Genomic DNA, 20,883 nt, shown 5'->3' on the forward strand with positions numbered 1-20,883 from the left:
CGGGGTCGCCGCGCCGGTCGGCTCCGTTCCACCCGGGGTCGCCGGGCCGGGCCGCGGGCTCGGGCCGGCCGGTGCGGCCGGCTCAGCCACGGGCCAGACCGATCGCGTCGGTGACGATGGCGGCGGTCTCCGCCTCGTCGGTCATCAGCAGCGGGCGGGCCAGCACCCGTACCCCCGGTACCGTCGTCGCGGCGTCGACCGGGTCGACCAGCCAGCCGGACAGCAGCCCGCCGTCGCCGGCCGCGCCGAACATCCGGCCCACCCCGGCGGCGCTGACCTCGACCCCGATCGCGGTCAGGCACTTGTCGGCCATGCCGCGCACCGGCGCGCCGCCGATGATCGGCGCGATCCCGGCGACCGGCGCGGTGCCGGCGACCAGGGCGTCGCGCAGCCCCGGTACCGCCAGGATCGGGCCGATGCTGACCACCGGATTGCTCGGCGCGAGCAGCACCACGTCGGCGGCGGCGAGCGCGTCGAGTACCCCGGCGGCCGGCTTGGCCTGGTCGGCGTCGACGAACACGAACCGCTGCGCCGGCGGCTCGGCGTGGTAGCGCACCCACCACTCCTGGAAGTGCAGTGCGCGCGGTGCGGCCTCGCCGTCGACGGTGGCGACCACGTGGGTCTCCATCCGGTCGTCGGTGGCCGGCAACAGCCGGATGCCGGGCTGCCAGCGGGCGCACAGTGCCTCGGTGACCGCCGACAGCGGGTAGCCGGCGGCGAGCATCCGGGTGCGAACCAGGTGGGTGGCGAGGTCCCGGTCGCCGAGCCCGAACCAGGTCGGCTCGGCACCGTAGGCGGCGAGCTCGTCCCGGACCGCCCAGGTCTCGCCGGCCCGGCCCCAGCCGCGTTCCGGGTCCGCGCCACCGCCCAGCGCGTACATCACGCTGTCCAGGTCGGGGCAGATCCGGACGCCGTGCAGGGTGACGTCGTCGCCGGTGTTGACGATCGCGGTGACCTCGTGGCCGCCGGCCGCGGCGAAGGCACGCACCCCCGCCAGGAACCGGGCGCCACCGATGCCACCCGCGAGTACCACGATGCGCATGCCGACAATCCTCCCGCACGCCCCGGGCGCGGCGCCGAGCCGGTCCGGACCGGCGCAGAAGTGCGCTCCGCGCACATTCCGGTACCGTGCGTGTACTACCAGCGTGGCTCCGCGCTCGCCATGCTGGGTACCGCGTGATACCACGGGGGGCGCGCCGCGGTTAGTCTCGTCGGGACATGGATGCCCACGAAACCACTGCGCTGTGCTACCCGAAGGGGGAGCTGTGACAACCCAGACGGCGGCCGACGAGAAGGACCCGACGGCCAGTCAGTACACGAAACCCATCCGGCTCATCGCCGCGTTCATTCTGCTTGGCGCCACTGCGCTGGTGCTGCTGGCGAACATCATCGAGCTGATCCCGACCGACCAGACGTCGTTCACGGTGCGGGCTGGCAGCGGAGTGACCGGCTTCCTCGGCTGGGCGACGGTGCTGCCGCCGGTGGTGGCGGTGCTGCTGGTCAGCCACTGGCGGCCGATGCTCGCGCAGACGAAGATCGTCGCCCTGATCGCCATGATCGAGTACGGCGTGATGCTGCTGCTCGGCCTGATCGGCACGATCGCCGGTGCGTACCACAACTTCACCAACACCGGGGCCTACGCGGGCATCGGTGACGCGGCCGGTGTGCTGCTGGCGAGCCTCGCGCTGCTCGCCCTCGGTGGTGCCGGCGGGCTGGTGACGTTCCTGGTGTTCCGCGGCCTGGCGGCGCCGAAGCCGGCGGCGCTCGGGCAGTACGGGCAGGCCGGCTACGGCCAGCAGGGCTACCCGCAGCAGGGCTACGGCCAGCAGCAGTACGCCCAGCAGCAGTACGCGCAGCAGCAGGCCCAGGCCGCGCAGTACGGCCAGGCGCAGCAGCAGGCCGCCGACCCGGCGGCGCAGCAGGCGGCCCAGCAGCAGGCCGCCCAGCAGGCGGCCCAGCAGCAGGCGGCGCAGCAGGGTGCCGCCCAGCAGTACGGCCAGCAGGCGTACGGGCAGCAGGCCCAGGCGACCGGCTACGGCCAGCAGGCCGGCTACGGCCAGCAGGCCGGCTACGGCCAGCAGCAGGGCTACGGCCAGCAGCAGTACGGTGCGGCGGCGCCGACCTCGGGTGCGGCCGCGCCGACCTCCGGTGCCGCGGCCCCGACCTCCGGCGCCGGCCAGGCCCAGCAGGCGCAGCACGCCCAGCAGGGCGGGTACGGCTGGCCGAACCAGGCCGGCGGGTCGTCGTCCTGGCCGGCCGGTCAGCAGGGTCAGCAGCCGCCGGCCGCGCAGGGCGCGGCGACCGCCGCGTGGCCGACCACGCCGGCGGCGGGCAACTGGCAGCAGCAGGCCGAGCAGGCCGAGCCGGAGAACCCGGACGAGGGGCAGCGCACCCAGCTGATCACGCCGGAAATGCGGCAGCGCCAGCAGAACCAGTGACGCCCCGGCGGGACGGCTCGATGCCGCCCCGCCGAACCCTCGTGGCCCGGCCGGGATCGGCCGGGCCACGGTCGTTGCCGGGCCGGCGTGGTGTTTGTCGCCGGCCCGCGAAGTCGGTGAATCTCGTCCGGAAACGGCCGCGACTGGGTAGCCTGGTTGCCACTCGTACCCCAGTTCCTGCCGCTCCGCACGAAACGCACGCCGAACGGGCCTATTTATCAGGTTCGGCTTGACGACGCACGCATTACACGCGTGTAATTTTGGTGACGGACATTGGTTGGCCCGGTGCCGTGGTGGGACGCGGCACCGTGTCCAGCGGCAAAGTCCGCGCGCAACAACTGAACGGGGCCTTCCGCGTGGGGGGTGAGCATCGGTGTTCGTGGCCGATGCGCGGAGCTAGGAGGCACGTAGATGGACGGCCGGGAGACGGTGGCCGACCTGATGGAGGACGCACCGGAGTGGCAGGAGCGGGCCTTGTGCGCGCAGACCGATCCGGAGGCGTTCTTCCCGGAAAAGGGGGGGTCGACCCGGGAAGCGAAGCGCATCTGCTCGCGCTGTGAGGTGCAGGCGGAGTGCTTGGAATACGCATTGGGCAAGGACGAGCGGTTCGGCATCTGGGGCGGATTGTCGGAGCGCGAACGGCGAAAGTTGAAGCGCCGGGCCGGCTGAGGCCGACGCCGGCGAGATGCAGAAGGCCCGGTGATGGCGGGGGCGCCACACCGGGCCTTGCCGTATCCGAAACGGTTCGCCCACACTGCAATTCCCGCGCCGATCAGTCCGGGTCGACGTCCTCGGGGTCGAGCCCGAGCAGGTTCGCCACCTGTTCGACGATCACGTCCTTGACCAGATCGGCCAGATCCTCCCGGTCCACCGCGCGCAGCTCCAGGGGCCGGCGGTACAGCACGATGCGGGGCGGGACGCTGCCGGACCCGCCGGCCCGGCCGGGCAGCAACCGGGCGATCGGGACCTCGCCGTCCTCCAGCACGTCGGCGTCGTAGACGTTCAGCGCCGGCGGTACGTCCTCGACGGCGAACTCCACGCCGCTGAGCTCCTGGGTGAACCGGTGGTCGAGCAGCTCGACGGCGTCTCGGACCATCTCGTCGAACAGCTGCGCGCGGGTGCGCGACAGCGGCAGCGAGGCCGGCACCAGCCGTCCGCGCAGGCCACGGCCGCGCCGGTCCCGGTGCGGACCGGCCGGCCGGCTGGTTTGACGTGGTCGCGTGCTCACGCAGCCAGCGTAGTGCGCCGCCCGCGCCCGGCGGCACACCGGCACGACCGGGAAGGGGTGGCCGGCGCGGGTGGGCATTGTCGCTCGGCGTGTCGAGGCCCAACCGGACGAACGACGCAGCGGCGGGCGTTACCGTGATCGGTCGTGAGGTCTCCACGGCGTTGCACCAGAACCGGCTGCCCGAACCCGGCTGTCGCGACGCTGACCTACGTCTACGCGGACTCCACCGCGGTCGTCGGCCCGCTCGCGGCCTTCGCCGAACCCCACTCGTACGACCTGTGCGAGCAGCACGCGTTGCGCCTGACCGCACCGCGCGGCTGGGACCTGGTCCGACACGAGGGCGAGTTCGAGGCGCCGGCGCCCACCACGGACGATCTGGTCGCGCTGGCCGAGGCGGTGCGCGAGGCGGGCCGGCCGGTGCGGCGGGAGGAGCCGGAGCGGGACGACGAGCGCGAGGTGGGCCGGCGGGGCCATCTGCGGGTGATCCCGCCACCGGCCTGAGCGCGCCGTCCCGGCGATGACACCCGCGGCCGGATGGCGATGACACCCGCGGCCGGAATTCCCCGGGCGACAGGCCTGCCCGACTGGGCCGGATTCGTGCCACGCTTGATCGATGAGCGAGCGCCAGCGAGCGAACCCGGAGCAGCGTGCGTCGAGCAGTCAGCGTGCTCCGCTGACGGTCACCGAGGTGCGACGCACCGGTCCGCTCGTCGACGCGGTGTACACGGACATCCTGCAGCCGTCGTTCCCGCCCGCGGAGCTGGTGTCGCTGGCCGCGCTGCGGGACGCGATCACGGCCCGGCGGGCCACCCTGACCGTCGCGCTGGACGCCACCGGTGAACCGTGGGGTGCCGCGGTCGGCGAGTGGTACGAGTCGGCCCGGGTGATGCTGCTCGGCTACCTCGCGGCGCGGCCGGGCAGCCGCGGCCACGGGGTCGGCGGCCGGCTGCTGGAGCAGGCGATCCGGACCTGGTCGGAGCGGTACCGACCGTGCGTGGTGCTCGCCGAGGTGGAGCGGCCGGACCGGCACCGGGCCTCGCTGGCGCACGGCGATCCCACCGGCCGGCTGCGCTTCTACCAGCGGTACGGGGCGAGCGCGCTGGACCTGCCCTACTTCCAGCCGGCGCTGCGGGCCGACGAGGACCGGGAGTACGGGATGCTGCTGATCGCGCTGCACGTCGAGCAGCAGTACCGCCGGGAGGAGCGGGCGATCGACGCAGAGCCGGTGCGCCGGTTCTGGTTGGACCACCTGGGCGCCACCGAGGGCGCCCCGGCCGACTCCGCGGCCCGGCGGATGGCGGCCGCGCTCGCCGCCGAACAGGTGGCGGTGCGCCCGCTCGACCAGTACCGGAACATCGCGGTCGCCGCCGGCTGACCGGCTCGCCACCCCCGCATTCGGGGGTCCTGGTCGCACACCACGTCGTGGCCGGTCCGCCCGGGTCGGTACCCTTCGGGGCATCCGACTCCGGAGGACGGACGGGAGCGTGCGGTGGACCTGACCGAGATCGTCAAGGCGTACGACGTGCGCGGCGTGGTGCCCGACCAGCTCGACGAGCGGGTCGCGCGGGCGGTGGGTGCCGCGTTCGTCCGGGTGACCGGGGCGGACCGGATCGTCGTCGCGCACGACATGCGCAACTCGTCGCCGCTGCTGGTGGCCGCGTTCGCGGAGGGCGCGACCGGCCAGGGCGCCGACGTGGTGAACGCCGGGCTCGGCCCGACCGACATGCTCTACTACGCCTCCGGGTCGCTCGACCTGCCCGGCGCGATGTTCACCGCGAGCCACAACCCGGCCCGGTACAACGGCATCAAGATGTGCCGGGCGGGTGCCCGGCCGATCGGCCAGGAGACCGGCCTGGCCGACATCCGCGACCTGGCGCAGCAGTTCCTGGACGAGGCGCCGGCGCCCGCCGCCACCACCGGGACGGTGACCGAGCGCGACCTGCTGACCGACTACGGGAAGCACCTGCGGTCGCTGGTCGACCTGTCCGGGATCCGCCGGCTGAAGGTCGTGGTGGACGCCGGGAACGGGATGGGCGGCTACAGCGTGCCGACGGTGCTCGGCGACGAGAAGCTGCCGGCGCTGCCGCTGGAGATCGTCCCGATGTACTTCGAGCTGGACGGCTCGTTCCCGAACCACGAGGCGAACCCGTTGGAGCCGGCGAACATCGTCGACCTGCAGGAAAAGGTCGGCGCGGTCAATGCCGACATCGGTCTGGCGTTCGACGGCGACGCGGACCGGTGCTTCGTGGTCGACGAGCGCGGCGAGCCGGTGCCGCCGTCGGCGATCACCGCGCTGGTGGCGACCCGGGAGCTGGCGAAGGTGCCGGGCGCGACGATCATCCACAACCTGATCGTGTCGCACGCGGTACCGGAGATCGTGCGCGAGCACGGCGGCGAACCGGTGCGCACCCGGGTCGGGCACTCGTTCATCAAGGCGGAGATGGCGAAGACCGGCGCGGTGTTCGGCGGCGAGCACTCGGCGCACTACTACTTCAAGGACTTCTGGTTCGCCGACACCGGGATGCTGGCCGCGATGCACGTGCTGGCCGCGCTCGGCGGGCAGGACCGGCCGCTGTCGCAGCTGGTGGCCGAGTTCAGCCGGTACGTGGCGTCCGGCGAGGTGAACTCGACCGTCGACGACCAGGCCGGCCGGGTGGCCGCGGTGAAGGCGCGGTTCGCCGACGCCCAGCTGGACGAGCTGGACGGGCTGACCGTGCAGTTCGACGACGGGTCCTGGTTCAACCTGCGCGCCTCGAACACCGAGCCGTTGCTGCGGCTCAACGTGGAGGCCCGGGACGAGCAGCGGATGGCGCAGCTGCGCGACGAGGTGCTGGCCGTCGTCCGCGGCTGACCTGCGAGAGTCGGCGCCACCGGCGACACGATCAGCCGGCGCCACCGGCGACACGATCAGCCGGCGCCGCCGGCGAGACGAGCCGGCTCGGCCGGCGAGGCGACTTGCCGGCCCGGCCGGCGACGAGGATCTGCCGGCGGCGGCCGGCGAGGACCATGCGCCGGCCGTGGCCGGTGCGAACAACGGGAGGTGAGCGTCATGTCCGAGACCACCCCGGCGGTGCTGGACGATGACCTGCTGTCGATCCTGGCGTGCCCGGACGAGCATCACGCGCCGCTGACCTACGACGCCGCGGCGCAGACGCTGACCTGCACCGAGTGCCACCGGGTCTTCGACGTGGTGGACGGCATTCCGGTGCTGCTGCTGGACGAGGCGCACGGCGGCCCGGCCGAGTCCGAGTCGTGACCGCGCAGCCTGGTCGCACCCCGCGCCGGCGGCCGTCCGCCGCGGCGCGCACGGCGGAGGTGGCGGCATGACCGAGCCCGGTACCGAAGGCGTCAGCGGGCACCGCGACATCGACGAGGCGCTGCTGGACGACCCGGCCCGCATCGACGCCGCGGACCCCGGCTTCATGCTGCGGGCCATCGCGTCCGGCGGGCCGCAGATCCGGGAGGCGATGTCGCTCGCGGCCGAGGCCGACCTGGCGTCGCTGGCCGACGAGGGCCGGCCGCGATCGCTGGTGGTGGCCGGTGCCGGCACCGCGGCGCGGACCGGTGACGTGCTGGCCGCGGTGGCCGGGCCGCGCTGCCCGGTACCGGTGGTCGCGCACCGCAGCGCCGGCGTGCCCGGCTGGGTCGGCGCCGCCGACACCGTACTGGCGGTGTCCGCGTCCGGCCGCAGCCCGGAGGCGCTGGCGGCGGCCGAGGCGGCGGCGCGGCGCGGGGCCCGGCTGGTGGCGATCGGTGCGCCCGGCTCCGAGCTGGCCGCGCTGGCCGAGCGGGCCCGGGCGCCGTTCATCCCGGTACCGCGGCGGGCGCCGGCGCGCGCCAGCCTGTGGGCGCTGACCGTACCGGTGCTGCTGGCCGGGCGGGCGCTGGGGTTGCTGCGGATGGCGGAGGCGGACCTGGCCGAGGCGGCGACCCGGCTGGACGACGACGCCGAGCGCTGCAAGGTCGGCAACGACGCGTTCACCAACCCGGCGAAGGCGCTCGCACTGGACCTGGCCAACTCGCTGCCGGTGGTGTGGGGCTCCACCCCGCTCGCGGCGGTGGCCGCCGGCCGGTTCGCCGAGATGCTGGCCGCGAACGCGCGGTACCCGTCGGTGGCGGACTCGCTGCTGGAGGCCGGTCGCGGCAGCGTCGGGCTGCTGGACGGGGTGTTCGGCGCGCTGGCCGAGTCGCAGCGCGACATCTTCGCCGACGAGCCGGAGGAGGGTGGCACCCGGCTTCGGCTGGTGATCCTGCGCGACGACGGTTTCGAGTCGGGTACCCCGGCGGAGGACAACGACGGGGACGAGCCGCCGGCGGTGGAGAGCCGCCGCGCGGAGGCGGTGCAGTCGATGGCGGAGCGGCGCGGGGTGCGCTGCACGGTGCTGCGGGCCGACGGCGCGTCACCGCTGGAGCGGCTGGCGTCGCTGACCGCGGTGCCCGACTTCGCCTCGGTCTACCTGGCGCTGGCGCACGGGTTCGACCCGATGGCGGTACCGGCGGTGTCGGAGATGAAGGACTTCGTCACGCCATGATTCGTCACCCGATGAGAGGCAGATCGTGAGCTCGTCCGGCGGTACCAAGGCGGTGTTGGCGGCGCTGGGCGCCAACCTGGGCATCGCGGTGGTGAAGTTCCTCGCGTTCCTGCTGACCCAGTCGTCGTCGATGCTGGCCGAGTCGATCCACTCGGTGGCGGACTCGGGCAACCAGGTGTTGCTGCTGATCGGCGGTAAGCGGGCGCGGCGCAACCCGGACCCGGAGCACCCGTTCGGCTACGGCCGGGAGCGCTACATCTACGGGTTCATCGTGGCGATCGTGCTGTTCGCGGTCGGTGGCCTGTTCGCGCTGTACGAGGGCTACCACAAGGTGATCCATCCGGAGGCGATCCACTCCTGGCAGTGGGTGCCGATCGTGGTGCTGGTGGTCAGCATCGCGCTGGAGGGCAACTCCTTCCGTACCGCGCTCAAGGAGTCGGCGACCGAGCGGCGCAAGGTCGGCTTCCTCGGCTACATCCGGCGGGCGAAGAACCCGGAGCTGCCGGTGGTGCTGCTGGAGGACTCGGCGGCGCTGCTGGGCCTGGTCTTCGCGCTGTTCGGGGTCGGGCTGACGCTGCTGACCGGCAACGGCGTGTTCGACGGCATCGGTACCCTCGCGATCGGCGCACTGCTGGTGTGTGTCGCCGCGACGCTGGCGGTGGAGACCAAGAGCCTGCTGCTGGGCGAGTCGGCGACCGTGGCGAACGTGCGGGCGATCGAGACGGCGGTGCTGGACGGGCCGGAGGCCGAGCGCATCATCCACATGCGCACGATGCACCTCGGCCCGGAGGAGTTGCTGGTCGCGGTCAAGGTGGCGGTGCACCACGACGACACGGCGCAGGAGGTGGCCCGCGGCATCGACGCGATCGAGGCGCGGATCCGCGCCGCGGTGCCGATCGCGCACGTCATCTACATCGAGCCGGACCTGTACCGGGCGGCTGCCGCGAAGCAGCAGAAACAGTCCTGACGCCGGCGGCGTCGATACAGGTTCTGACGCCGGCGGCGTCGATACAGGTTCTGACGCCGGCGGCGAGGCGGGCGCGATGCCAACGGTGTCGGTGGAGGGGGAGCGGACATGCGTGCACTGACCGGGCGGATCCAGCCGTACGCGTGGGGGTCGCGGGTCGCGATCGCGGCGATCCAGGGCCGGCCGGTGCCGTCCGAGACGCCGGAGGCGGAGCTCTGGCTCGGTGCGCACCCGGCTGCACCGTCCACAGTAGACGGTGGAGGGACGCTGGCCGACCTGATCGCCGCCGATCCGGCCGCGACGCTCGGGCCGGCACAGCGCTTCGGCCGGCTGCCGTTCCTGCTCAAGCTGCTCGCCGCGGACCAGCCGCTGTCGCTGCAGGTGCACCCGGACGCGGCCCAGGCGCGCGCCGGCTTCGACGCCGAGAACGCCGCCGGCGTACCGCTCTCCGCGCCGGAGCGCAACTACTCCGATCCGTACCACAAGCCGGAGATGATCGTCGCGCTGACCGACTTCGACGCGCTGTGCGGGTTCGCGCCGCCGCAGCGGTCGGCGGACCTGCTCGCCGGGCTGGCCGTACCGGAGCTGGACCCGGTGGTGGCGGCGCTGCGGTCGGAGCGGGCGGCGGACGGGATCCGGGCCGCGGTCGCCGCGTTGCTCGCGGTGCCGGTGCGCACCGTCGAGACGGCGGTCCGTGCCGCCGCCGCGGGCGGCGACCGGGCGCCCGGGTACCGGCTGATGGTGGAGCTGGCGCGCCGGCACCCGGGTGATCCCGGCGTGCTGGTCGCGGTGCTGCTCAACCAGGTGCGGCTGCGGCCGGGGCAGGCGCTGTACGCGCCGGCCGGCTGCCTGCACGCCTACCTCGACGGGGTCGGCGTCGAGCTGATGGCGGCCAGCGACAACGTGTTGCGCGGCGGGCTGACCCCCAAGCACGTCGACGTGCCCGAACTGCAGCGGCTGCTGCGGTACGAACCGGCGCCGCCACCGATCGCCGACCCGGTGCCGGTCGCCGGCGGGCTGGAGAGCTACCCGCAACTGCTGCCCGGGGTGGCGGAGTTCGCGCTGTCGGTGGCGCGGGTCGGCGGCCCGCACCGCCGGGTCGAACTCGCCGCGACCGGGCCGCGGGTGCTGTTCTGCGTGCACGGCCGGGTGATCGCCAACGACGGGGCGGGCGAGCTGTCGCTCGGGCCGGGCGAGGCGGCGTTCGTGCCGGCCGACCGCCGCGCCGTCCGGCTCTCCGGGTACGGCGAACTGTTCCAGGCGACCACCGCCTGACCCGCACGCGGCACCGCTACGCGGCCGTCAACGGCCCGGCCAGCTGGTACCTGGTCAGCACGACACCGGAGGGCGTCGTCTGCGTCTCCGCCAGCTCGAGCGACCGGGCCGGCGTGCCCTCGGCGACGAAGCGCTTCCCGGTACCCAGCACGACCGGGTAGACGATCAGCACGACCTCGTCCGCCAGTCCCTGTTCGAGCAGCGTCGAGGTGAGCGTGGAGCTGCCGCAGAGCACGAGGTCCGGGCCGTCGTCCGCCTTGACCCGGCGAACCCCCTCGGCCACGTCCGGCCCCAACGGCTCGGCCGGGCCCCAGTGCAAGGTCTCCGGGCGGTGCGTCGCGACGAACTTGGTCGCCGCGTTGAGCCGGTCCGCCATCGGATTGGCCGGCACCGTGGGCCAGAACCGTGCCCACAGGTCGTAGGTGCGCCGGCCGAGGAGCAGGTCGAAGCGCTCGCCGTGCATGGCGAGCACGGCGTCCCGGCCCTCGGGTGTCCGGAACGGCACGTTCCAGTTGGGGTAGGGGAAATCGTCGCCGTCGACGGAGTGCTGGACCACCCCGTCCAGCGAGACGTGTTCGATGATCTTGAGCCTTCGCATGCGAGCTCCTCCGGTTCCGGCGTTCGTGTTCGTCCGGCTGGTAGACGCCGGGCCGGAGCGGAACTCATCGATCGCGGTCGCCGGCCGGAGCGGGGGCCGATCCGGCGCGGGCGAGCAGGTGGAAGACGCGGCTGAGCCCCCGGTACGGGTCCCGCCGGCTCGCCGCGAGCTCCACCTCGGCGATGTCGGGCAGCTCGGCGTCGTCGGCGACGAGCGTGAGCCAGTCGCTGAACAGCCAGAGCCCGTACCAGGCGAGCGGGGCGGCGCCGTGGCTGGCGAACAGCGCGGACAAGCCGGCCACGGTGTCGGCGCGGGTGTCGAGCCCCAGCACGCCGCGCTCGCCGCCGGCGTCGAACGCGGCCAACGCATCGCGCCACCGGTGTGCCAGCGCCGGGCGCACCGCCAGGGTGGCGGCGTTGAGGCCGAGCACCGACACGATGCCCTCCGGCGCGACGCAGCCGCACAGCGCCGCGATCATCGGCGCCGGGTCGGGCAGGTACATCAGGACGCCGTGGCAGAGCACCGCGTCGTACCGGTGCGCCCCGGCGAGGTCGACCGCGTCCTCTCCGCGGCCCGCCAGCAGCCGGACCCGGTCTCGTACCGCCGTGGGTTCGGCGTCGAGCCGTCGCTGTGCAGCGGCCAGCATCGCCGCGGACGAGTCGAGCAGGGTGATCCGGTATCCCAGGCGCGCCAAGGGAAACGACTGGTGGCCGGCGCCGCCGCCGACGTCGAGGATGGTGGCCGGCGGCGGCGGCAGGTGGGCCAGCAGGTGCCGGTGCAGCACGTAGGTGCGCACCTTGCCCTTCACCGTCGCGTACGCGCCCTCGACGAAGGGATCCGCCAGGCTTGCCCACACGTCGTCGACCATCCCGCCATCCTCCCGTACCGGCGGCGCGGGGTGTCCGCGAAGCCGGCGCGACACCGGCTCGCGCCGGCGGGGCGGAGGGGTGTCCGCGAAGCCGGCCCGACCCGGAGCCTTGCGGAGGCCAATCAGGCCTCGGGCGTGGCGGCGAGGCCGGCGAGCGTGGCGCGGACCAGCCGGCGCACCGCGGCCGGGCCTCGGCCGCGGGCGGCCTCCAGTGCGTGCAGGCAGAAGCCGGCGAGCTCGTCGGCGTGCGTGTCGTCGGGCAGGTCGCCGGCCGCGGCGGCGTCGGTGATCAGCTCGCGGACGAACTCGTGCAGGCGGCGGTGCGCGTCGGCGACATGGGCCCCACGGTGCAGCAACGCGGCGGCCGGATCGGACGCCGCGTGCCCGGCGCGGCTCGCCTTCGCGTACGCGGTCAGGACGGCCTCGAGGCGCGGGCCGGCGCCTTCGGTGCGGTCGCGCACCCGGACCAGCTCGGCCAGGTGGGCGTCGATGCGCCGTTCGTGCCAGGTGAGGAGGATCGACTCGACGTCCGGGAAGTACTTGTACAGCGTGGCGCGGCCGATGCCGGTGTCCTTGGCGATCTGCGACATCGTGACGCCGCTGAGGCCGTGCTCGGCGATCAGCGCGGCGGTGGCCGCGATCGTCGCCTCGCGCACCGCGTCGCGATGTGCCTCGATCGTCTGGCTCCAGATCTTCGGCATGCCGGTAGCATACACGATGGACAGATTAAAGACAGACTGACTTGACAAGGACACAATGTATTGAAAAACTGAGGGTGGTCAGGGCGGCGCGACGCCGCCGAACGCCGATCCGTCCCGAGGTGCAGCCGTGTCCCAGTCCGAACCACAGACCTCCGCCGGCTCGATCGCGGCCCCGACCGGCGTACGGGAACCGTCGAGCGATGCCGGCGCGACACTTGTCGAGCGGCTGCTCGCGCCCGCCGGCCGGGTCGACCCCTACCCGCTCTACGCCGAGGCGCACCGGCTCGGCCCGGTGACCCGGATCGCCGACACGCTGTACCTGGTCAGCGGGTACCAGGCGGTCGACCAGCTGCTGCGGGACCCGGGCTTCGGCCTGCACCCCGCCGCGACCGGGCCGGGCGCCGACGGGCCGCTCGACCTGCTGAGCCGGTCGATCCTGCGTGCGAACCCGCCGGACCATCCGCGGATGCGGTCGTTGATCGGGAAGGTGTTCACCCGGCGCCGGGTGGCCGCGCTCGCCCCGCGGGTCGAACAGGCGGTCGACGAGCTGCTCGACGAGCTCGCCGCCGAGCGCGGGCCGGTCGACTTCATGGACCGGTTCGCGTTCCGGCTGCCGGTCACGGTGATCTGCGCGCTGCTCGGCGTGCAGACGCGTGACCACGCGCTGCTACGGTCGCTGGCCGCCGACCTGACCGAGGTGCTCGAACTGACCGGGCCGACCACGCCGGCGGCCGAAGCGGCCGCCACGGCCCTGGCCGAACGCTTCGCCGGGCTGATCGCCGCCCGGCGCGCCGAACCGCGGGACGACCTGGTCAGCGCGCTGGTCGCGGTGCGGGACGCCGACGACGGCAGGCTGTCGGACGCCGAGCTGCTCGGCAACCTGATCCTGCTGCTGGTCGCCGGCTTCGAGACGACCACGAGCCTGCTCGGCAGCGGCCTCGCACTGCTGCTCGACCGCCCGGATCTGCTCGCCACCCTGCACGCCGCCACGTCGGTCGTCGCGACCGCGCCCCCGGCCGGCGCCGCCACCGAGGCTGGCGCCGGTGACGCGGCGGTCGCCGGCTTCGTCGAGGAGGTGCTGCGGTACGAGTCGCCCGTGCAGGTGCTGACCCGCACCGCGCTGGTCGACGGGCGATCCGTGGCCGACCTGCCGGTACCGCGGGGTGCCGACCTGATCGCCGTGGTCGGCGCGGCCAACCGGGACCCGGCCCGTTACCGTGACCCGGACCTCTTCGACCCCACGCGGACCGGCGTGCGGCCGCTCAGCTTCGGTGCGGGGGCGCACATCTGCCTGGGCAACAGCCTCGCCCGGCTCGAGGCGACCGTGGCGTTCGCCCGGCTGGTACGCCGGTTTCCCGCGATGCTCGCCGCCGGCGACCCGGTGCGCCGGGACCGGCTGGTGCTGCGCGGCCTGCAGTCCCTGCCGGTCCGCCTCGGCGCGGCGGGCTGACCGTCCGGACGGCGGCGCGACGCCGCCGGCGGAGCCTCAGGGCTGCAGCGGGACGCGGCGGGCGCGCACCGTACGGTGGCTGATCCGCCAGCCGTCCGGGGTGTGCACCACGGTGTCCTCGTAGGTGGCGCTGCCGCAGCTGCGGTCGGTGTGGATCGCGATCGCCTTCGACCACGCGCGCACCCGGCCGTCGTCGAGCTCGGTGAGCACGGTGTTGGTCACGTGGTGGGCGAGCGGGTTGCCCTCGCCGAGCGCGTACCCGGCCTCGATGACGGCGGTGACGCCGTGCAGCACGCCGCCGCCGACGTTGCTGACGTCGTACGCGATGTCGGCGGTGAACAGTTCGCGCAGCCGGTCGAGCTGCCCGCTGTCCGCGAACAGTCCGTGCAGGTTGATCAGGTCGGTGATGGCGACCCGGTCGTCGGTGGTCAGGCTCATCGGTGTTCCTCCTGTGTCGGGACGCCGAGCAGGCACGACGCACCACGCGCATGGTTCGCGCGCTCGCGGATGGCTACACTCCCGGCATCCGGGGAATTCCCCGTTTCAACGTACTGGGGAGCTCCCCACTTGTCCAGGAGGTGCCGGTGGCCGCACGCAGGGTCGACGCCGCCCGCAACGCCGAGCGGCTGCTCGCCGCGGCCCGGGAGCTGTTCGACGAGGCCGGGCCGGACGTACCGCTGGACGAGGTGGCGCGGCGCGCCGGCGTCGGCAACGCCACCCTCTACCGCAACTTCCCGACCCGCGGCGACCTGCTCGTCGCGGTGTACACCGACGAGGTGGCCGAGCTGTGCGCCCGCGGCGATGCCGCGACGGCCGCGAACCCGGCGGACGCGCTGTTCGACTGGCTGGGCGAGTTCGTCGCGCACGTCGCCACCAAGCGCGCGCTGGCGCACGCGGCGACCAGCGGCGAGCACCGCACCGAACGGTTCGAGCAGTGGCATGCGGCGATGCACCGGACCGCGGCCGGGCTGGTCGACCGGGCCCGCCGGGCCGGCGTGGTGCGTCCCGACCTCGACCCGGCGGATCTGCTGGCGCTGGCCAGCGGGATCGCGCTGGCCAGCGGGACCGCCGACTCGGCCGGTCGGCTGCTCGCCCTGATCCGGCACGGCATCGAGGTACCGCCGGAGTGACCAGCGCGGCGCGCTGCCGGGCCGTTCGCGGCGGTCGCGATGTCGTCGGCCCGTCAGCGTGGTGACAGCCGCCGTCACGGTGTCGTCGGGCCGGTCAGTGCGGCGACAGCCGCAGTCTCGGTGTCATCGGCCGGTCAGCGTGGCGACGCCGCCGGCCGCGGTGTCGTCGGTCGATCAGCGCGGCGACAGCCGGCGCAGCGGGCAGCGGGCCGTGGCCGGCAGCGCGACCGGCCGGTGCGCGGTCGGGGTCAGATCCGCGCCGACGTCCAGCGGATCGCGCAGGTGCGCCGGAGCGAGCGGGACGCCGTGCTCGGCCGCGTACCGCAGCAGCCGGCGCCGGCTGTCGACCGCGGCGCCGGGCCCCGTCTCGTACCGGTAGGGCAGCTCCGGCCAGCGCGCCTGGGCGGGATGCACCAGCACGTCGCCGGCCAGTACGGCCCCGTCGGTGAGCACGCTCTGGTGGCCGGGCGTGTGCCCGGGCGTCGGCAGCAGCCGGTACCCGCCGGGCATCGTCGTCTCCCCGTCGACCACCCGCAGCTGGCCGGCCGCCAGCACGGGTGCCACCAGCCGGGCGTACGTGCCGGTCCCGGCGACGTGGTCGAGCTCGGCGCGCTGCACCACGTACTCGGCGCGCGCGAACAGCGGCCCGCCGGCAGCCCCGCTCCCGCCGGTACCGGCATCCCGGTGGTCGCCGACGTCCCCACCGGTGCGGGCGGGGGTGGCGGTCTGGACCGGGGGTGCGGCGGGGGCGATGTTCCAGCCGGCGTGGTCGAGGTGGACGTGGGTGAGGACCACGGTGTCGATCTCGGCCGGGGTCACGCCGGCCTCGGCCAGCAGCGCCGGCAGCCGCCCGGCGGTACCCAGCCAGTCCGCACCCGGTGCGCCGGCCGGCCCGACGCCGGTGTCGACCAGCGTGGCCCGGCCCTCGTCGGTGAGCAGGAAGCAGTGCACGTGCAGTACCCAGCCGGCCGCGGCGGCGTTGCCCGGTGCGCTGCCGGCGGCCCAGTCCCGGTGCCGCCCCGCCCATCCCGGCAGCGCCTCCTCGACCGGCTCGGGAAACATCGCCACCGCGTCGCACAGCATCGTCACGTCCACGGTCCGTTCCTACCGCAGGCGCGGGCGAGCCGGCATCCGCCGGGCGGTTTCCGCCGGACCCGGCGTGCCGCCGGACCCGCGGGCAGGTCAGGTGAGGCGGGTGGTGCGGGTGGCGACCGCGGCCGGCAGTACCGCCCAGAACGCCAGCACCAGGTACGGGCCGGGGCCCGGTGCGGTGCCGGCGGCGAGCGCGTCGGTCAGGCCGTTCGCGAGCGCACCCGAGGGCAGCAGGCCGACCACGTCGGCCAGCCCGGCCGGCAGCGACGAGGCCGGCACCGCGATGCCGCCGGCGAGCAGCAGGATGAACCACACCGCATTGGCCACGGCCAGCACGATCTCGGCCCGTACCGACCCGCCGAGCAGCACGCCGAGCGCGCCGAACGCGAGGGCACCCAGTACCAGCAGGGCGACCGACTCACCGATCCCGGCCAGGTGCGGCGACCAGCCCAGCAGCGCGGCCACCGCGCCGAGCACGATCAGCTGTACGACGATGACCAGCACGCCGGAGAGCACCCGGCCGGCGACGAGCAGCCAGCGCGGCAGGGCGGTCGCGGCGAGCCGCTTGAGCACCCCGTACCGCCGGTCGAAGCCGAGCGAGATCGCCTGGCTGGTGAACCCGGTGGACATGATCGCGAGCGCGATGACCCGCGGGGTGACCCAGTCGACCCGGGGCGTACCGACGTCGATGATGGGCAGTTCGGTCAGTCCGACCAGCAGCGCCAGCGGGATGATCAGGGTCAGCAGCAGCTGCTCGCCGTTGCGCAGCGCGAGCTTGGTCTCGGTCGCGGTCTGTGCCAGCAGCATCCGGCCGAGCCGGCCGCGTCCCGGCGCCGGCGTGAACGTCCCCGCCGCGAACCTTGCCTGCTCGCTCACCGCCGCACCTCCCGCAGCCGGACCGGGGCGGACCGGTGCGGTCGGAACTCCTGCGTACCAACGGATTTCGCGCCCTCCGGTGCCGGAACGCCGGCGCGGCGCCGGTGCTCGTTCATCGCAGCTCCCGGCCGGTGAGGTCGAGGAAGACGTCCTCCAGGCTGCGGCGCGCGACGCGCAGCTCCTGCGCCAGCACGTCGTGCTCGGCGCACCAGGCGGTCACCGCGGATACCTCCGCGGGGCCGATCGGACCGACCAGCTCGTACCGGCCGGGGCTGGGTTCGGTACCGGTGCAGCCGGCGGGTAGCCGGTCGATCAGCTCGGCGATCGGCAGGCCGGCGGTGGCGCGGAAGGTGAGCCGCTGTCGGCCGTCGCGCTCGCTGGTCAGCTCGGCCGGGGTACCGGCGGCGACCGGACTGCCGTGGTCGATGATCACCACCTGGTCGGCGAGCGTCTCCGCCTCGTCCATCAGGTGCGTGGTCAGCAGCACCCCGACGCCGTCGGTGCGCAGCGCGTCGACCAGCTCCCAGACCAGCCGGCGGGCCTGCGGGTCGAGCCCGGCGGTCGGTTCGTCCAGGAACACCAGCTCGGGTCGGCCGACCACGGCGCAGGCCAGCGACAGCCGCTGCTGTTGCCCGCCGGACAGCCGCTTGTACGGGGTGTGCAGCGCGTCGCGCAGCCCGAGCACGTCGAGTAACCAGTCGGGGTCGAGCGGGTGTGCGGCGCAGGCGGCGACGAGCCGCAACATTTCACCGGCCCGTACCCCGGGGTAGGCGCCGCCGCCCTGCGGCATGACGCCGATGCGGGGGCGCAGCGCGGCGCCGTCCCGGTTCGGGTCGAGGCCGAGCACCCGGACCAGGCCGCTGTCGGGGCGCTGGAAGCCCTCGCAGATCTCCACGGTGGTGGTCTTGCCGGCGCCGTTGGGGCCGAGCAGGGCGAGCACCGTACCGCCGGGCATGGTCAGGTCGAGCCCATCGACCGCGACGGTGGTACCGAACCGTTTGACCAGGTTGGACACGGCGAGGGCCGGGCTGTCGGTGGAGTCCGTCCCGGCGTGGACAGTCGCGCCGTGCGGCGTCGCATCCTCGCTCACCGTCGCAGCGTATGCCGGTGCGTACCGGTGGGCGGCGTGGGGGAGTGCCGGCTGCCGGCCGGGTCACTCGCGGCGCCGGTACGGCACGCTCCGGCGACCGGCGCCGGCCGCCGTGGCGTCCGGCTGGCCAGGGTCTGCAATCCGTGCCGCGAGCCGCAACAATTGATGGAAGATCGGCGAACCGCTTGACACCATGATGATTCTCAGTAACGCTACGACTACGGAACGTAAATCGGTGGTTCGGGTGCGGCACGAACCACGGTGAAGGCGCGGGGCGGACGAGGTTTCACGGTACGGGGGGCACTGTGAAGCCACGACCGCCCCGCGCGCCGCTTCCCGCCGCGGCCGGCTCGGCCGCCGGACCCGGCGCCGGCTCGGCCAGGATCCGGGCCGCGATGCCCCGGCGCACCGCCTGCCGGTGCAGCGACCGGCGATGCCGCTCCGCCACCACGGCGGCAAGGTACGCCCAGCCCGGGGTGCCGGGTGGCACCGGCGGCGTCGTCTGCGCCGCCACCTTCGAGGCCAGGGCCAACCCGAGCCTGGTCCGCGCCGGCTCGCCGATCCGCCGGTTGCGGGCGAGATAGTGCCGCACCGTGTTGGCCAGCTGATCGTCCAGCCCGGTCAGGTCCAACCGCCGCGCCCAACCGGTCAGCTGGGGCGGCATCGCCGGCACCCACCCCCACGACTGGGGGCTGCGCTCGTGCACCACCAGCGTGCCGGCGGCCAGATCACCCAACCGCCGGCCGGAACGCTCGCCGACCATCACCCCCAGGCACAGCAACCAGCTCAGCGGCGGTACCAGCAGGCCCGGCCACTCCACCGCGAGCCCCACCAGCGCCCGGGTCAACGCGTGCCGGAACCCGATCGGGCCGCCGTCGATGCGCACCACCCGCAGCCCGAGCGCGAACTTGCCGATCGACCGGCCTCCGGTGAGCGTCTCCACCAGTACCGGCGGGGCCAGGAAGACCAGCACCGTGGCGACGACCACCACGCCGTGCGCGAACGCGCTCGAGCGCGACAGCATCAGCGGCACCGCCACCGTCGCCACCAGCAGGGCGAACGGCACCTGCAGCGACAGGTCGAGCACGAACGCGAGCGTCCGGGACCCGAGCCGGGCCGGTCGCAGCTCGACCGCGACGGCCTCGCCGTCCACCACCGTCCCGTCGCCCATCCGCACATCCTGCGGTATCGCGTCCAGTCCGGACAACCACGCGGCCCGTGGCGTGACCGGCCCGGGCGCCGGTGATCGCGGGGCCGGTGCCGCCGGTCGGCGGGATTCCGGCGTGGCGGCGCGACCGTATGCTGCCGGGGTGGATCTGGACGCCTTCGTCACCGAGCACCGGGACGAGTGGCGCCGGCTGGAGGCGCTGTCCGGCCGGCACCGCCCGGACGCCGGCGAGGCGGACGAGCTGATCGCGCTCTACCAGCGCACCGCCACCCACCTGTCGATGGTGCGCAGCCAGGCGCCCGACCCGGCGCTGGTGGCGCACCTGTCCCGGCTGGTGCTGCGCGCCCGGGCCAGCATCACCGGCGGCCGCTCGTTCCGCCCGAGCGACCTGCTGCGGTTCGTCACCGTCACCTTTCCCGCCGCGGTGTATCGCACCTGGCGCTGGTGGTGCACCGTCGCGGTGTCGTTCCTGGCCGTGTCCGCCGCGCTGACCGCGTGGTTCGTCGCGCATCCGGAGGCGCTGCGGGCGCTGATCGGGGACGGCGGCGCGCGCAGCCTCGCCGACCACGAGTTCGCCGACTACTACCGGGCCGCGCCAGCCCAGGACTTCGCTTTCGAGGTGTGGACCAACAACGCGCTGGTCGCCGGGCTCTGCCTGGCCGGCGGCATCCTGCTGCTCCCGGTCCTGCTGGTACTGGCGCAGAACGCGCTGGTGGTGGCCGTAGACGCCGGCGCGATGCTGGGGCAGGGGCGCGCCGACGTGTTCTTCGGGCTGCTCGCCCCGCACGGGCTGCTGGAGCTGACCGCGGTGTTCGTCGCCGCCGGTACCGGGCTGCGCATCGGCTGGTCCTGGGTGGCGCCCGGGCCGTACCTGACCCGGGCCCAGTCGCTCGCCGGCGCCGCCCGGTCCGGCGTCGTGGTGGCGCTCGGGCTGGTCGGGGTGCTCGCGGTCAGCGGCGCGATCGAGGCGTTCGTGACCCCGTCGCCGCTGCCGACCGCGGTCCGGGTCGGCATCGGCGTGCTCGCGCTGGCCGCGTTCCTGACCTACGTGGTGCACTTCGGCCGCCGCGCCGCCGCCGTCGGCGAAACCGGTGACCTCGCCCCCGATCTCCGCGAGGCCACCGCCCCCGCCTGCTGACAGCGGGTGGGGCGGAGGGACGTCGCTTACTCGTCGGGGAGCTTGGCGGCGAGCACGTCGACGCGATCGACGTAGGGCGCCCCGGCGAACAGTCCTGCGGCCGCAGCGGCGTTCAGCGCCTCGCCGTTGGCGTCCCAGTGCGCCTCGCGGTCGGCCTCGTTGGCGAAGGCGTCGAAGATGGCGAAGGTCGTCGGCCCCAGCCGCAGCGCGAACCAGGCGACCGCCAGGCCCTCCTTCCGCACGTGCTCCACTGCCGATTCCAGCATGGCCTCGACGTCGGGCACCTTGTCCGGCTTGGCCTCGACGCGGACGAGCAATCCGGTGTTGACCAT

At 74.3% G+C, this 20,883-nt stretch carries 23 protein-coding genes; 12 read left to right on the top strand and 11 right to left on the bottom strand.

What is annotated here, in order from left to right:
- Positions 1-82: 82 nt before the first annotated feature.
- Positions 83-1,042, bottom strand: coding sequence for a 2-phospho-L-lactate transferase (gene cofD / locus Asera_RS12460; protein ID WP_030445783.1), 960 nt, complete (start codon positions 1,040-1,042; stop codon positions 83-85).
- Between the two features lie 223 nt (positions 1,043-1,265).
- On the opposite strand from cofD, the gene Asera_RS12465 reads away from it, so the two are divergent.
- Together Asera_RS12465 and Asera_RS12470 are read left to right on the top strand one after the other, a co-directional pair.
- Positions 1,266-2,438, top strand: coding sequence for a hypothetical protein (locus Asera_RS12465; RefSeq protein ID WP_030445782.1), 1,173 nt, complete (start codon positions 1,266-1,268; stop codon positions 2,436-2,438).
- Positions 2,439-2,849: 411 nt separating this feature from the next.
- Entirely contained in the window at positions 2,850-3,107 is a 258-nt protein-coding gene (locus tag Asera_RS12470) for a WhiB family transcriptional regulator (RefSeq protein ID WP_030445781.1), read from the top strand.
- A gap of 103 nt (positions 3,108-3,210) precedes the next feature.
- Here the strand turns inward: Asera_RS12470 and Asera_RS12475 are convergent, their stop codons facing one another.
- Entirely contained in the window at positions 3,211-3,585 is a 375-nt protein-coding gene (locus tag Asera_RS12475) for a metallopeptidase family protein (RefSeq protein WP_225918244.1), read from the bottom strand.
- 225 nt (positions 3,586-3,810) lie between these two features.
- On the opposite strand from Asera_RS12475, the gene Asera_RS12480 reads away from it, so the two are divergent.
- From Asera_RS12480 to manA, 7 genes are all read left to right on the top strand, one after another.
- Positions 3,811-4,167 (top strand): DUF3499 domain-containing protein, encoded by a 357-nt coding sequence (locus tag Asera_RS12480; protein WP_030445779.1) that lies wholly within the window; start codon positions 3,811-3,813, stop codon positions 4,165-4,167.
- A gap of 112 nt (positions 4,168-4,279) precedes the next feature.
- Positions 4,280-5,041 carry a GNAT family N-acetyltransferase gene (locus Asera_RS12485; RefSeq protein ID WP_051802107.1) on the top strand — a complete coding sequence of 254 codons (762 nt, stop codon included), beginning with the start codon at positions 4,280-4,282 and terminating at the stop codon, positions 5,039-5,041.
- A 114-nt stretch (positions 5,042-5,155) separates the two neighbouring features.
- Positions 5,156-6,517, top strand: a complete 1,362-nt coding sequence (locus tag Asera_RS12490; protein ID WP_030445777.1) for a phosphomannomutase/phosphoglucomutase — start codon at positions 5,156-5,158, stop codon at positions 6,515-6,517.
- Between the two features lie 198 nt (positions 6,518-6,715).
- Complete coding sequence (locus tag Asera_RS12495) at positions 6,716-6,922, top strand: Trm112 family protein (RefSeq protein WP_030445776.1); 207 nt, start codon at positions 6,716-6,718, stop codon at positions 6,920-6,922.
- A gap of 67 nt (positions 6,923-6,989) precedes the next feature.
- Positions 6,990-8,198: an SIS domain-containing protein gene (locus tag Asera_RS12500; RefSeq protein WP_030445775.1), complete on the top strand. Its 1,209-nt coding sequence runs from the start codon at positions 6,990-6,992 to the stop codon at positions 8,196-8,198.
- A 25-nt stretch (positions 8,199-8,223) separates the two neighbouring features.
- Entirely contained in the window at positions 8,224-9,165 is a 942-nt protein-coding gene (locus Asera_RS12505) for a cation diffusion facilitator family transporter (protein WP_035296184.1), read from the top strand.
- 108 nt (positions 9,166-9,273) lie between these two features.
- Entirely contained in the window at positions 9,274-10,440 is a 1,167-nt protein-coding gene (gene manA / locus Asera_RS12510; RefSeq protein ID WP_030445773.1) for a mannose-6-phosphate isomerase, class I, read from the top strand.
- A 16-nt stretch (positions 10,441-10,456) separates the two neighbouring features.
- On the opposite strand, the gene Asera_RS12515 is transcribed toward manA, so the two are convergent.
- The 3 genes from Asera_RS12515 to Asera_RS12525 all read right to left on the bottom strand — a co-directional run bounded on the left by Asera_RS12515 (position 10,457) and on the right by Asera_RS12525 (position 12,607).
- On the bottom strand, positions 10,457-11,038 hold the full coding sequence (locus Asera_RS12515) for a dihydrofolate reductase family protein (RefSeq protein WP_030445772.1): 582 nt from the start codon (positions 11,036-11,038) through the stop codon (positions 10,457-10,459).
- A 64-nt stretch (positions 11,039-11,102) separates the two neighbouring features.
- Positions 11,103-11,906 (bottom strand): methyltransferase, encoded by an 804-nt coding sequence (locus tag Asera_RS12520; protein WP_035296181.1) that lies wholly within the window; start codon positions 11,904-11,906, stop codon positions 11,103-11,105.
- Between the two features lie 122 nt (positions 11,907-12,028).
- Entirely contained in the window at positions 12,029-12,607 is a 579-nt protein-coding gene (locus Asera_RS12525; protein ID WP_030445770.1) for a TetR/AcrR family transcriptional regulator, read from the bottom strand.
- A gap of 226 nt (positions 12,608-12,833) precedes the next feature.
- Here Asera_RS12525 and Asera_RS12530 point away from each other — a divergent pair, with 226 nt between their 5' ends.
- A complete protein-coding gene (locus tag Asera_RS12530; RefSeq protein ID WP_030445769.1) occupies positions 12,834-14,057 on the top strand; it encodes a cytochrome P450 in 1,224 nt (407 codons plus the stop codon).
- 36 nt (positions 14,058-14,093) lie between these two features.
- Here Asera_RS12530 and Asera_RS12535 read toward each other — a convergent pair whose 3' ends face one another.
- On the bottom strand, positions 14,094-14,495 hold the full coding sequence (locus tag Asera_RS12535; protein ID WP_030445768.1) for a nuclear transport factor 2 family protein: 402 nt from the start codon (positions 14,493-14,495) through the stop codon (positions 14,094-14,096).
- Between the two features lie 146 nt (positions 14,496-14,641).
- On the opposite strand from Asera_RS12535, the gene Asera_RS12540 reads away from it, so the two are divergent.
- A complete protein-coding gene (locus tag Asera_RS12540) occupies positions 14,642-15,187 on the top strand; it encodes a TetR/AcrR family transcriptional regulator (RefSeq protein WP_244843851.1) in 546 nt (181 codons plus the stop codon).
- 174 nt (positions 15,188-15,361) lie between these two features.
- Here the strand turns inward: Asera_RS12540 and Asera_RS12545 are convergent, their stop codons facing one another.
- The 4 genes from Asera_RS12545 to Asera_RS33585 all read right to left on the bottom strand — a co-directional run bounded on the left by Asera_RS12545 (position 15,362) and on the right by Asera_RS33585 (position 19,416).
- Positions 15,362-16,282: an MBL fold metallo-hydrolase gene (locus Asera_RS12545; RefSeq protein WP_051802106.1), complete on the bottom strand. Its 921-nt coding sequence runs from the start codon at positions 16,280-16,282 to the stop codon at positions 15,362-15,364.
- A gap of 87 nt (positions 16,283-16,369) precedes the next feature.
- Entirely contained in the window at positions 16,370-17,155 is a 786-nt protein-coding gene (locus Asera_RS12550) for an ABC transporter permease (RefSeq protein WP_030445765.1), read from the bottom strand.
- A 112-nt stretch (positions 17,156-17,267) separates the two neighbouring features.
- Positions 17,268-18,245, bottom strand: a complete 978-nt coding sequence (locus Asera_RS12555) for an ABC transporter ATP-binding protein (RefSeq protein ID WP_169745825.1) — start codon at positions 18,243-18,245, stop codon at positions 17,268-17,270.
- Positions 18,246-18,531: 286 nt separating this feature from the next.
- The gene (locus tag Asera_RS33585) at positions 18,532-19,416 is read right to left on the bottom strand and encodes an RDD family protein (RefSeq protein WP_051802105.1); all 885 of its coding nucleotides are present in this window, start codon (positions 19,414-19,416) and stop codon (positions 18,532-18,534) included.
- Between the two features lie 139 nt (positions 19,417-19,555).
- On the opposite strand from Asera_RS33585, the gene Asera_RS12565 reads away from it, so the two are divergent.
- Positions 19,556-20,551, top strand: coding sequence for a stage II sporulation protein M (locus tag Asera_RS12565; protein ID WP_030445762.1), 996 nt, complete (start codon positions 19,556-19,558; stop codon positions 20,549-20,551).
- Positions 20,552-20,577: 26 nt separating this feature from the next.
- Here the strand turns inward: Asera_RS12565 and Asera_RS12570 are convergent, their stop codons facing one another.
- The gene (locus Asera_RS12570) at positions 20,578-20,883 is read right to left on the bottom strand and encodes a putative quinol monooxygenase (protein WP_030445761.1); all 306 of its coding nucleotides are present in this window, start codon (positions 20,881-20,883) and stop codon (positions 20,578-20,580) included.

The sequence above is a fragment of the Actinocatenispora sera genome (assembly GCF_018324685.1).
GTDB lineage: Bacteria > Actinomycetota > Actinomycetes > Mycobacteriales > Micromonosporaceae > Actinocatenispora > Actinocatenispora sera.

Coding starts and splice junctions, on each gene's coding strand:
- cofD (WP_030445783.1), bottom strand. CDS start 1,042: ATGCGCATCGTGGTACTCGCGGGTGGCATCGGTGGCGCCCGGTTCCTG.
- Asera_RS12470 (WP_030445781.1), top strand. CDS start 2,850: ATGGACGGCCGGGAGACGGTGGCCGACCTGATGGAGGACGCACCGGAG.
- Asera_RS12485 (WP_051802107.1), top strand. CDS start 4,280: ATGAGCGAGCGCCAGCGAGCGAACCCGGAGCAGCGTGCGTCGAGCAGT.
- Asera_RS12495 (WP_030445776.1), top strand. CDS start 6,716: ATGTCCGAGACCACCCCGGCGGTGCTGGACGATGACCTGCTGTCGATC.
- Asera_RS12500 (WP_030445775.1), top strand. CDS start 6,990: ATGACCGAGCCCGGTACCGAAGGCGTCAGCGGGCACCGCGACATCGAC.
- manA (WP_030445773.1), top strand. CDS start 9,274: ATGCGTGCACTGACCGGGCGGATCCAGCCGTACGCGTGGGGGTCGCGG.
- Asera_RS12515 (WP_030445772.1), bottom strand. CDS start 11,038: ATGCGAAGGCTCAAGATCATCGAACACGTCTCGCTGGACGGGGTGGTC.
- Asera_RS12520 (WP_035296181.1), bottom strand. CDS start 11,906: ATGGTCGACGACGTGTGGGCAAGCCTGGCGGATCCCTTCGTCGAGGGC.
- Asera_RS12525 (WP_030445770.1), bottom strand. CDS start 12,607: ATGCCGAAGATCTGGAGCCAGACGATCGAGGCACATCGCGACGCGGTG.
- Asera_RS12535 (WP_030445768.1), bottom strand. CDS start 14,495: ATGAGCCTGACCACCGACGACCGGGTCGCCATCACCGACCTGATCAAC.
- Asera_RS33585 (WP_051802105.1), bottom strand. CDS start 19,416: ATGGGCGACGGGACGGTGGTGGACGGCGAGGCCGTCGCGGTCGAGCTG.
- Asera_RS12570 (WP_030445761.1), bottom strand. CDS start 20,883: ATGGTCAACACCGGATTGCTCGTCCGCGTCGAGGCCAAGCCGGACAAG.